10 protein-coding genes and 1 pseudogene are annotated in these 10559 nt (G+C 74.0%); 6 read left to right on the top strand and 5 right to left on the bottom strand.

Features of this window, described 5'->3' with window-relative positions:
- A pseudogene (locus tag GVV75_RS09875) lies at positions 1-495 on the bottom strand (hypothetical protein); the annotation flags it as partial.
- Positions 496-759: 264 nt separating this feature from the next.
- Here GVV75_RS09875 and secA point away from each other — a divergent pair.
- A complete protein-coding gene (gene secA, locus GVV75_RS09870; RefSeq protein ID WP_159625681.1) occupies positions 760-3594 on the top strand; it encodes a preprotein translocase subunit SecA in 2835 nt (944 codons plus the stop codon).
- 88 nt (positions 3595-3682) lie between these two features.
- On the opposite strand, the gene GVV75_RS10410 is transcribed toward secA, so the two are convergent.
- Positions 3683-4201 carry an Rv3235 family protein gene (locus tag GVV75_RS10410; protein WP_235925158.1) on the bottom strand — a complete coding sequence of 173 codons (519 nt, stop codon included), beginning with the start codon at positions 4199-4201 and terminating at the stop codon, positions 3683-3685.
- Positions 4202-4292: 91 nt separating this feature from the next.
- Positions 4293-5168, bottom strand: a complete 876-nt coding sequence (locus GVV75_RS09860; protein WP_159716987.1) for a LysM peptidoglycan-binding domain-containing protein — start codon at positions 5166-5168, stop codon at positions 4293-4295.
- 149 nt (positions 5169-5317) lie between these two features.
- Here GVV75_RS09860 and GVV75_RS09855 point away from each other — a divergent pair, with 149 nt between their 5' ends.
- A complete protein-coding gene (locus GVV75_RS09855) occupies positions 5318-5848 on the top strand; it encodes a Fis family transcriptional regulator (RefSeq protein WP_159524187.1) in 531 nt (176 codons plus the stop codon).
- A gap of 6 nt (positions 5849-5854) precedes the next feature.
- Here the strand turns inward: GVV75_RS09855 and GVV75_RS09850 are convergent, their stop codons facing one another.
- Positions 5855-6076 carry a helix-turn-helix domain-containing protein gene (locus GVV75_RS09850; RefSeq protein ID WP_080461988.1) on the bottom strand — a complete coding sequence of 74 codons (222 nt, stop codon included), beginning with the start codon at positions 6074-6076 and terminating at the stop codon, positions 5855-5857.
- A gap of 114 nt (positions 6077-6190) precedes the next feature.
- Here GVV75_RS09850 and GVV75_RS09845 point away from each other — a divergent pair, with 114 nt between their 5' ends.
- The 4 genes from GVV75_RS09845 (at position 6191) to GVV75_RS09830 (ending at position 9534) form a co-directional block, all read left to right on the top strand.
- The gene (locus GVV75_RS09845; protein WP_159814569.1) at positions 6191-6952 is read left to right on the top strand and encodes a hypothetical protein; all 762 of its coding nucleotides are present in this window, start codon (positions 6191-6193) and stop codon (positions 6950-6952) included.
- A 1-nt stretch (position 6953) separates the two neighbouring features.
- Positions 6954-8348: a hypothetical protein gene (locus tag GVV75_RS09840; RefSeq protein WP_159814567.1), complete on the top strand. Its 1395-nt coding sequence runs from the start codon at positions 6954-6956 to the stop codon at positions 8346-8348.
- A 4-nt stretch (positions 8349-8352) separates the two neighbouring features.
- A complete protein-coding gene (locus tag GVV75_RS09835; RefSeq protein ID WP_159625691.1) occupies positions 8353-8817 on the top strand; it encodes a DUF6912 family protein in 465 nt (154 codons plus the stop codon).
- Positions 8818-9039: 222 nt separating this feature from the next.
- Positions 9040-9534, top strand: a complete 495-nt coding sequence (locus tag GVV75_RS09830) for an ATP-binding cassette domain-containing protein (protein WP_159625693.1) — start codon at positions 9040-9042, stop codon at positions 9532-9534.
- Between the two features lie 52 nt (positions 9535-9586).
- On the opposite strand, the gene GVV75_RS09825 is transcribed toward GVV75_RS09830, so the two are convergent.
- On the bottom strand, positions 9587-10559 hold a 973-nt coding region (locus GVV75_RS09825), incomplete at its 5' end, for an SbcC/MukB-like Walker B domain-containing protein (RefSeq protein ID WP_268891870.1).

The raw sequence follows: 10559 nt of genomic DNA, 5'->3' as shown, positions 1-10559 counted from the left end.
CGGCGCCCGCGCGATCCCCTGCGCGACGGCGTCCGCCAGGGCCGCCGTCACGAGCCTGCCGCGCGCCCGGCGCGCGATCCCGGAGGGGGCGGGGACCACGATGAGCCGCGCGGGAGACCCGGCGCCGGGCCCGCCACCGGGCCACTGGGCGAGCGCGGCCCACTGCTCGCCCGCGCGGGCCCCGACGGCGGCCATCACCGGTGCCAGGTCCTCCCGGGCCCCGTTCTTCCAATTCAGGATGAGGGCGCGGCCGGGGCCGGCGTAGGCCAGGACGGCGTGGACGCGCAGCTCCTCCGCCGCCGGCGCGCCCGTGACCTCGGTCAGGGGAGCGTCCAGGAGCGCGGCGCAGCCGGGGCACAGCGCCGTCTCCCAGCGGCCGCAGCCCGCGCAAGACTTGGGCAGCGCGAGGCCCAGGGCCGCCGGGAGGGCGGCGAGCCACGCCGGCGGCCCTGGGCGCGGCGATCCCGCTGGCGCCGGTCGTGGCAGTGATGTCATGGCGCCAGTCTCGGCGCGCGGGCGCGCCGCGGATAAGGCTCTTCCACGAGGCGCGCCGCGAGGGCGGCGCCGCGCGCCCTGTGGTTCCCCGCGGTCCGCTGGGCCGGCCGCGCCGGGTCTCGGTTTGGGGAGGAGGCTCCGATCGCCTTGGGGAGCGGGGCGGGGGTCCACTAGCATGTGCAAGGCCCGCGCCCCCGGTCCATCTGGACTCATCCAGCGCCTCGGGGGCTGGGCGGCCCATCCACGTCCAAGGGAGTAAGCAGCGTGTCGATCGTCGACCGGATCCTTCGCATCGGCGAGGGACGAACCCTCAAGAGGCTCGACGCCCTCGCAACCCAGGTGGAGGCGCTCGCCGACGCCTACAGCGAGTTCACCGACGAGGAACTCCGCGAAGCCACTGACGAGCTCAAGAAGCGCTACGACGAGGGCGAGACCCTCGACGAGCTCCTGCCCGAGGCCTTCGCCACGGTCGCCGAGGCCGCTGAGCGAGTACTGGGCATGCGCCCCTACCACGTCCAGCTCATGGGCGGCGCGGCGCTGCACCTGGGCAACATCGCCGAGATGAAGACCGGTGAGGGCAAGACCCTCGTCGCCACCCTGCCCTCCTACCTGCGCGCGCTGACCGGCGAGGGCGTGCACGTCGTCACCGTCAACGACTATCTCGCCGAGTACCAGTCCGACCTCATGGGCCGCATCCACCGCTTCCTCGGGTTGACCACCGGATGCATCCTGACCGGCCAGACCCCCGCCGAGCGTCGCAAGCAGTACGCCTGCGACATCACCTACGGCACCAACAACGAGTTCGGATTCGACTACCTGCGGGACAATATGGCCCAGCGCCCCGAGGACCTCGTCCAGCGCGGGCACGCCTTCGTCATCGTCGATGAGGTCGACTCCATCCTCATCGACGAGGCCCGCACCCCGCTCATCATCTCCGGGCCCGCCACCGGGGATGTCAACAAGTGGTACAAGGAGTTCGCCACCATCGCCGAGCGCTTGAGCCCGGGCAAGGACTACGAGGTCGACGAGAAGAAGCGCACCGTGGGCGTCCTGGCCCGCGGCATCGAGCGCGTCGAGGACTACCTGGGTATCGACAATCTCTACGAGTCTGAGAACACCCCCCTCATCGGCTTCCTCAACAACTCCATCCGCGCCAAGGAGCTCTTCCACCGGGACAAGGACTACATCGTGCGCGACGGCGAGGTCCTCATCGTCGACGAGCACACCGGTCGTGTCCTGCCCGGGCGCCGCTACAACGAGGGAATGCACCAGGCCATCGAGGCCAAGGAGCGCGTGGAGATCAAGGCCGAGAACCAGACCCTGGCCACCATCACCCTGCAGAACTACTTCCGCCTCTACCCCGAGGGCTCGCGCTGCGGCATGACCGGCACCGCGGAGACCGAGGCCGCCGAGTTCGCCGGCACTTACAAGATCGGCGTCGTCCCGATCCCCACGAACAAGCCGATGATCCGCATCGACCAGCCGGATCTCGTCTACACCAACGTCAAGGCCAAGCTCATGGCCGTCGTCGACGACATCGAGGAGCGCCACGAGGTCGGCCAGCCCGTCCTGGTGGGCACCACGAGCGTGGAGAAGTCCGAGCAGCTCTCCACCATGCTCACCGAGCGCGGCATCGCCCACGAGGTGCTCAACGCCAAGCAGCACGCCCGAGAGGCCGCCGTCGTGGCGCTCGCCGGGCGCAAGGGCGCCGTCACCGTGGCCACCAACATGGCCGGCCGCGGCACCGACATCATGCTGGGCGGCAACGCCGAGCACATCGCCGTGGCCGCCCTCAAGGAGACGGGCCTCGACCCGGAGGAGGACTCCGAGGAGTACGAGAAGGCCTGGCCCGCCGCCCTGGCGGCCGCCAAGGAGGCCTGCTCGGCGGAGCACGACGAGGTCGTCGAGCTCGGCGGCCTCTACGTCCTGGGCACCGAGCGCCACGAGTCCCGCCGCATCGACAACCAGCTGCGGGGCCGATCGGGCCGCCAGGGGGACCCCGGCGAGTCCCGCTTCTACCTGTCCATGGAGGACGACCTCATGCGCATGTTCGCCTCCGGCGCGGCCCAGCGCATCATGGCCTCGGGCGCCTACCCCGACGACGTCCCCCTGGAGTCCAAGATGGTCTCGCGCGCCATCGCCTCGGCGCAGCGCCAGGTGGAGTCCCGCAACTACGAGATCCGCAAGAACGTCCTCAAGTACGACGACGTCATGACCGAGCAGCGCGAGAAGGTCTACGACGAGCGCCGCCGCGTGCTCGACGGCGAGGACCTCGAGCCGCAGATGGCCAACTTCCGCTCCCAGGCGGTGGAGACCATCGTGGGCGCTCACACCGCCGAGGGGCGCCCCGACGAGTGGGACCTGGACGCCCTGTGGAACGACCTGGGCCACCTCTACCCGGTGGGCCTGACCGCCGAGGAGGTCGAGGACGCCGTGGGCGGCATCGACCGCCTCACCCCTGAGCGCCTGGCCACCGAGCTCACCGAGGACGCCGCCGTCGCCTACGAGGACGCCGAGTCCCAGATGGAGGGCAACGTCCTGGCCCGCGCCCAGCTCGGCGACGAACCCATGCGCACCCTGGAGCGCAGGGTCCTGCTCGCCGTCGTCGACAAGCGCTGGCGCGAGCACCTCTACGAGATGGACTACCTCAAGGAGGGCATCGGCCTGCGAGCCATGGCCCAGAGGGACCCGCTCGTCGAGTACGCCAACGAGGGCGCCCACATGTTCAAGGCGATGATGGAAGGCATCCGCGAGGAGACGGTCGAGCAGGTCTTCGCCAACGCCACCCGCTTCAAGGCCGCCGCCGAGCGCGCCGAGGCCGACGGCACGGCCGACGCCGCCCGTATGGTGGCCGCCGCTGACGCCACCGCCGCCGCGGCCCGCCAGCGCGGCACCGTCATGGGGGACATGGGGCAGGAGGCCATGAGCCAGCGGATGTCCTACTCCGGACCCGCTGAGGACGGCGAGGCCACCTCCGCCCTGGGCGGCGGTAGCCCCGCGGCCGGGGCGGCCCCCTCCGCGAGCGACGACGACGATGCCCCCCAGGGCGCCAACCGCGCCGAGCGCCGCGCCGCCAAGAAAAAGCGCAAGCGCCACTGACGCGCGCCACCGCCCCGGCGGCCAGCCCCGCAGCAGCGCGAGAGCGGATCTGAGGCCCGCGCCCCCGACTCCTTTGGGGGCGCGGGCCTTAGATGACCTCCAGGCTCGCCAGCACCCACTTCTCCCGGCGCGGGATGAGGCGGGCGGCCGCCGCCCGGACCCGGTCCCCGCATTCGAGGAGCACCGTGGCCTCGCAGTCCCCGTTGGCGGTGGGCTGAGTGTGAACGGAGCGGACGACGGGCCCGCGCCTGCGGGCCTCGCCCGAACGGCGCTGGGCGAGCCCCGCGCGGCGCATGAGGGCATCCATGAGGTCCGGCTCCGTCCAGCGGTCGAGCTGGTTCGGCGCGCGCAGGCCGAGGAGCACTTCGACGGCCGCGGTGATCAGGACGCGGGCCGCGCGGGAGGCCTCGGCGCTCGCGTCATCCTCGCTCACCGACCGGGAGGGCGATGGGGCGTTGCTGGCCGAGTGGGCCGGTGAGGGGAGGGGCGCCCTCTGCGCACCGCTCACGACGCGGCGCGCCGCCCTCGCGGGTGCGAGCGTGGAGGCCAGGGCCTGGGTCTGGCGCAATTCGAGGGACGGGGCGGGGGCTTCGAGGAGGGCGCTCATGACGGGCTCCGTTTCATCGTCGGTGATGGATGGACGCGCGTGCCAGGGCTTCGCGGGAGAGCCGGGGGCAGTGGGGGAGCGGTCGGCGCGATCAGTCCTGCGCCGGGGGAGTGAGGCCCTCGGGGACGGTGAGCCTCTGGCCGGGGTGGATGAGGCCGGGCTCGGAGCCGATGGCCCCCTCATTGGCCCGGTAGAGGAGGGGCCAGGCCCGGGCGATGTCCGCCGCGGAGGCCTGGGGCCCGAGTCTTGCGGCGCTGATCGACCACAGGCTCTGCCCGGGCTCGACGACGAGCGCGGCCTCCTGACCGGTCTCGGCCGAAGGAGCACTGCCCGCGTCCGGCGTGGAATCGGCGGATCCCTCCCGGGGCCCCGGGCTGCCGGTCCCCCGCTCGCCGTCACCGCTGCCCGCCGGCTCCTCGACGCCGGTGGCGGTGCCCCCGCTGGGCGGCGCCGGGGTGGACGGTGCCGACGTGGGCGCCGGGCCCTCTTCCAGGCGGGGTGCGGACGATGGCGCTGACGGGCCCGTCACGGGCGAGCCCGAGGACGCCGGGGCCGCCCTGGGCCCGGTCTGGCTGCTTGTGGGCCGCCATCCCAGATACGGCGCCTCCGGGCCGGGCGGTTCCGCTGCCACCGCCGGCGCGGCCGCCGCACCGGCCAGCAGTGCGCCGACGGCGATCCTGCGGACCAGGGGCGCGCCCCAGCGCTCCACGGCGGAGCGGGCGGGGCCGCCCTGGGGTGTCCGGGTCGCGGCGATCGCCACCGCCGCGGAGAGCAGGTGCCAGGCAGCTCCGAGCGATCCGAGGCCGCCCAGGGCCGCCACCAGGGCCGCGCTGAGCTCGGCGCGACCCCACCGGGAGGGATCGGCGCGCACCAGGACACCCACGGCGTCCGCACTGGCCAGGGCGAGAGCCACGGTGGCAGCGGCGCTCACGGCGGCCATGAGAAGGAGGCGGCGTGCGACGATCATGCTCTCATCCCCTCACGATCATGTTTGATGATGTTTAAGAATGCATGATTGTGTGAGATGCGTCAAGAGGGCTGGTGTGGGGTCTCGTCGATTCGACCTGCCGCCTCGCCGGGCTTGTCCCACCGTATGAGCCGTGGTGGGCTACGCCCATGGATGGAGGCGCGGGCTGGAGCCGGATGCTGGATGACCTGGAGAACCGCTTCGACGCCGAGCGGCGGGCACAGGTCGCCGCCCAGGGCGTCGAGAGCGCCGCCGCCGAGGCCGCGCTCATCCGCCTCGTCGATCGGCTCCGAGGCCGCGTCGGCCAGCAGGTCCGGCTGCGCACCCGTGGCGGCAACGATGTCGACGGCATTCTGACCCAGATGGGGGATGGGATCGCGCTCATCGACGAGCCCGACGGCCTTCAGGCCGTCGTTCCGCTCCCCTCGATCGCGGTGGTGGTCGGGCTCGCGGCGGCGGCCCCGGAACCGCGGCGCCCCTCGCGCGCGACCCTGGCCACCGTGCTGCGCGAGCTGGGGCGCAGGGGCTCGCGGACGCGCCTGCTCATGCCCCAGGGCGACGTCGTGGGGCGGATCGCGCGCGTCGGCGCCGACCATGTCGACATCCTGGGGGCCGTCGCGGAGCGGCGGACCAGGATCAGCGTCGCCTTCGACGCGATCGACCTGGTCCGGAGCGGGTAGGGGCGCTCAGGACCCGCTCGTCACCCGGCCGGAGGCGATCATCTCCCGGGTCGCGTCGAGCTGGCGGTCGATGTACTCATCCAGCGCCGCCTCCTCGATCCGCCACAGGTGCCGGGCGCCGACCTGGATGGCGGGCAGATCGCCGGACTGGATGAGCGCGCGCACGCCCTGCGCCGAGAGCTGGAGCTGGTCGGCCACATCAGCGATGGTCAAGAAGCGTCTGGGCATGGCACGATGGTCTCACCGCGCACCCTGGGCGCGCTACCCCTCGGGCATCCCTGTGGATAACGAAAAGTCATCAACGATCATCAGGATCGGCTGCGAATCATCAAGGAGGATCTCGTGCCAGCCGCCCGGCGCTCCCAGGCCCCGCTTCCCGCCAGCCTCTCTCCGTCCTCCCCGCGCTCAGCCCCGGCCAGGTGGCGGCGTCCGGGCTGGCGGGACCCGCGCCTGGCGGGCGGACTCGCCCTCATCGGCGGCGCCGTCGCCCTGGGCGCCTGGGCGGTCGACTCCGCCGCGGGCACCCAGGAGGTCTACGTCCTCACGCGCGACGTCGCCCCCGGCGCGGACCTCACCGCCGACGGCGTGCTCACCCTCGTCGACTCCCGCCCCGGCTCGGGCGCCTACGTCCCGGCGGGAAGCCTGCCCGGCGGCGCGATCGCGACCCGTTCCCTGGGCAAGGGCGAATTGCTGCCCACGGCCGCCGTCGCCCCCGCCTCGACCGCTACCCAGCGCTCCCTCGTCATCGAGGCGTCCCTCGGGCTGCCCAAGGGCACTGGCGCCGGCGACGGCGTCGACCTGTGGCAGCTCCCGGATGGCGACTCTCCGCGATCAGCCGGATCGGCGGCCTCCGCGGCGGGGGCGGTGACGGCCCAGCCCTTGGCTGACGCCGCTCCGGCCTCCTCCCAGGAGGGCGCCGGCCGGGCGTGGGTCGTGGCCCAGGGCCTCGTCATCCGTGCCGTCCACCAGGAGCGCGCCAGCCTCGTGTCCACCGGGACCACCGCGGTGGAGGTGCTCGTGCCCGAGGGCTCCGTGGCCGACGTCCTCACCGCCGTCGGATCGGGGCGGCCGCTCGTGCTCGTGCCCACCGGGCAGGGCTCCTGACGTGGCGGCGCCAGCGAGCGGCGTCCTCCTGGGCCTGGCCGGCTCGGACGCGGAGACGTTGCGGGCCATCGATGCCCAAGGGTCAGGGCTGCGGGTGGTGCGCCGGTGCGCGGACCTGACCGACCTCGTGGGCGCCGCCATGGCCGGTCTCGCCTCGCTCGTCGTCCTCGATACGGCCTTCGACGACGTCGATCGCGCCATCATCGACCGCATCACCCGCTGCGGCGCCGTCGGCGTGCTCCTCGTGCCCGATGGCGAGGAGGCCCAGTGGTCCATGCCCGGCTGGATCGTCCTGAGCGCCGCGGCCGGGCCAGCCGAGGTGCGCGGCGCCCTCCAGGCGCTCGCCCGCCAGGCGGTGCCCCCGCCTCCCGCCGGGGGCTGGGGCGGCGCGGCGACCCAGGCCGCCGCGACCACCCGGGCGGCCGTTGGCGGCGCGCTCGTCCCGGGGGAGCCGATGACGCGGCCCGAACAGGCGGGGGAGGAGGCGCCGCCTCCCCCGGGGGCGCCCGCCGCCGGTCGGCGGGGGAGGATCGTGGCGGTGTGGGGGCCCCACGGTGCCCCCGGCCGCAGCACGATCGCCGCCAGCCTCGCCCACGGCCTGGCCCGCTCCGGCGGCGCGCTGCTCGTCGACGCCGATGTGGAGGCCCCGAGCCTCGTCGAGCTCCTCGGCCTTCCCGAGGACTCCTCCTCACTGGCCACGGCCGCGCGCCTGGCCGCCCATGGGCGCCTGGACGACGCGGGGCTCGCCCGGCTCGTCGCGCCGATCGGCGCGGGGGTCGGGCTCCTGTCCGGGCTCGGCAGGTCGGGGCGCTGGCGGGAGCTGCCGCCGGTGGCGATGGAGGCCGTCTGGGGCCGGGCGCGCCACGCGGCCGCCTGGACGGTGGTGGACCTGGCGGGCGGCCCGATCGACGACGCCGTCGATGAGTACTCCCTTGAGCCCGGTCGCGGGGCCATGGCCGCCGAGCTGCTGCGCCAGGCCGACGAGGTCCTGCTCGTGGGCGCGGGGGATCCGATCGGAGTGCGCCGCCTCCTCCAGCTGCTCGGCGACTGCGAGGAGGCCCTGGGGGCCGGGCGCGCGCCACGCGTCGTCGTCAACCGGGTGCGGGCCTCCGCGGCGGGGCCCTCGCCGGCGCGGGCGGTGCGGGAGTCCCTGAGCAGGTTCGGCGGCGTCGTCGATCCGATCCTGCTGCCCGAGGACCCCCAGGCGGCCGACCGCTGCGTCCTGGAGGCCCGCGCCGTTGTCGACCTGTGCCCCGGATCAGCGCTGGGGCGGGCCCTGGCCGGGCTGGTCGACGCCCTCGACCCATCCGCTGACTGCTCGCGGGCCGCCCGCTCGCGGCGCGGGAACACGCGAGCCGCCGGGGACGGCCGCCACGGCCGCCGACGGGCACACTAGGCCCATGCGCATCTACCTGCCCGCCACGGCCGCCGACCTCGCCGCTGATCCCATCACCGCCCGCCGGGCCCATGCCGCGACGGATTCCCTGGCCGCCGCCCTGCCCGATGAGGACGAGGAGGGCCTGGAGGTCTCGGCGAGCCTGTGCGCCGCCGACGCCTCCGTCCTGCTGCTCTCCGAGCCGGGCGCCAGCGGCCTGGCGGACCGCCGCGTGGTCATCGCCGCCGACGTCGATTCGCCGCGCGAGCTGGCGCCCTCCGACGATGTCCTGCCCGGCACCGTGGAGCTGGGTGCGGATGTCCCGTGGGACGACGTCGCGGCGATCCTCATCGACGAGCCGCGCGCCGAGGCCGATGTCCGGGCCGCCCGCACCGGCGACGAGGAGGCCTTCGAGCGCGCCGCCGAGGCGGACCTGCTCTGGTACGACGTCTCCGAGCGCCCCGCGCTCGCCCTGGAGCTGAGGGTCTGAGGCGGCCCGACGACCCGGGCCCGGTGAGGGGCCCCGAGCGCGCACCACATCATCGACTTAATGTCCGGACAACCCTTGTCAGTTGCTGGTCGCGGCGATATCCTTCCCGTGAGACCTGGGTCACGGAGTTGAGTGCGGCGCCCCTGAGGGCACCCACACCCCGGGGCCCACCGGTCCCGCCGATGGGGGCGGGCCGCGGGGTCGGAGCCCGGAGGTGACGCCATGACCGACAGCATCCTCGAGATGCGGGGGATATCGAAGTCCTTCCCCGGTGTCACCGTCCTCAAGGACGTCACGCTCACCCTGCGCCCCGGCGAGGTACACGCCCTCATGGGTGAGAACGGCGCGGGCAAATCCACCCTCATGAAGATCCTCATGGGCATTCACGCCCCCGACGCCGGCAGCATCCTCATTGACGGCACCCAGGAGAGGATCACCGATCCCTCCCGCGCGATCGCCCTGGGCATCGCCATGATCCACCAGGAGCTCAACCCGGTCCTCGACATGCCGGTCTACGAGAACATCTTCTTGGGCAGGGAGCTGCGCCGCGGCGGTCTCGCCGACCACTCGGGCATGCGACGCCGGGCGGCCGCGCTCCTGGACTCTATGGGGATCGGCATCCGGCCCGACGCGCTCATGCGCTCCCTGTCCGTCGCCCAGTGCCAGCAAGTGGAGATCGCCAAGGCCCTGTCCGCCGGCGCCTTGTCGGGCGCGTGACTCCCCGGGGCGCTGCGATGGCGGGCCGGGTGCGGCGATCCCCGCGGCGGGCTCAGGCGCCGGTGACGGCGAGGGATGAGGCCCCGCCGCCCAGGCGGCGCACGGTGATGCGGTCCGGGATCTGCTCGCGCAGCTCGGCCACATGAGACACGATCCCGACCGTCCTCCCGCCAGCCCGCAGGCGGTCGATCTGCGTCATGACGGCGGTGAGGGTGGCCGGGTCGAGCGCGCCGAAGCCCTCGTCGATGAACAGCGTGTCCAGGCTGACCCCGCCGGACTCGGCGCTCACCACATCAGCCAGCGCCAGGGCCAGGGCCAGGGAGACGTAGAAGGTCTCCCCGCCCGATAGCGTCTTGGGATCGCGGGCGCGCCCTCGGCCGTGCTCATCCTGCTCGTCGAGATGATCGACGACGGCGAGCCCCAGGCCCTTGCGGTGCGCGCGGGACCCCGCCTCGTCATCGACCCGGATGAGCTCGTAGCGGCCCGAGGAGATCTCGGTGAGGCGCTCATTGGCGAAGACCAGGACCTCCTCGAAGCGGCTGAGCAGCACCCAGGAGGACAGGGGCGTGCCCGCCGGGTTGTTCCCGCGCGCGAGGTCGGCCACGCGCAGGAGGGGCTCGGCGCTCCCGAGCGCGGCCTCGTAGGCGTCCGCCGCTGTGACGACGGCGGCTGCCGCGTCCTTCACCTGGCGGTGAGCCTCCGCGGCCCGGGAGTCGGCGTCCGCCGCCATCCGAAGGGCCGCGTCGGCGGCGGCGTGGTCCTCCTGAGCGGTGGGAAGGGGATCGATGAGGCCCTCGGGCAGGGAGGCGATTGCCGGGGCCGCCAGGTCCCTTGCGACTCGCTCGCGCTGCGCCCCGGCCTCCGCGACTGCCGTCCTCAGGCGGGCGAGGTCGTCGGCGGGCAGCGCGGCGGCGCGGACGCCGTCAGCGCCCGCGAACCCCTCGGCCTCCAGCGCGGCGCGCGCCGCCCAGCGCGCCTCCTCGGAGTCCCTCAGGGCGCCGTCGGCGCGCAAGACGGCGGTGGCC

The sequence above is a fragment of the Actinomyces sp. zg328 genome (assembly GCF_009829635.1).
GTDB classification, from domain to species: Bacteria; Actinomycetota; Actinomycetes; order Actinomycetales; family Actinomycetaceae; genus Actinomyces; species Actinomyces marmotae.
The sequence above is the reverse complement of the archived record's forward strand: the minus strand, read 5'-3'. Positions and strand labels throughout refer to the sequence as shown.

What these genes read in the sequence shown, in the direction of transcription:
- GVV75_RS09830 (WP_159625693.1), top strand. Translation starts at nt 9,040, where the DNA reads ATGACCGACAGCATCCTCGAGATGCGGGGGATATCGAAGTCCTTCCCC.
- GVV75_RS09850 (WP_080461988.1), bottom strand. Translation starts at nt 6,076, where the DNA reads ATGCCCAGACGCTTCTTGACCATCGCTGATGTGGCCGACCAGCTCCAG.
- GVV75_RS09860 (WP_159716987.1), bottom strand. Translation starts at nt 5,168, where the DNA reads ATGATCGTCGCACGCCGCCTCCTTCTCATGGCCGCCGTGAGCGCCGCT.
- GVV75_RS09835 (WP_159625691.1), top strand. Translation starts at nt 8,353, where the DNA reads ATGCGCATCTACCTGCCCGCCACGGCCGCCGACCTCGCCGCTGATCCC.
- GVV75_RS10410 (WP_235925158.1), bottom strand. Translation starts at nt 4,201, where the DNA reads ATGAGCGCCCTCCTCGAAGCCCCCGCCCCGTCCCTCGAATTGCGCCAG.
- GVV75_RS09855 (WP_159524187.1), top strand. Translation starts at nt 5,318, where the DNA reads ATGGATGGAGGCGCGGGCTGGAGCCGGATGCTGGATGACCTGGAGAAC.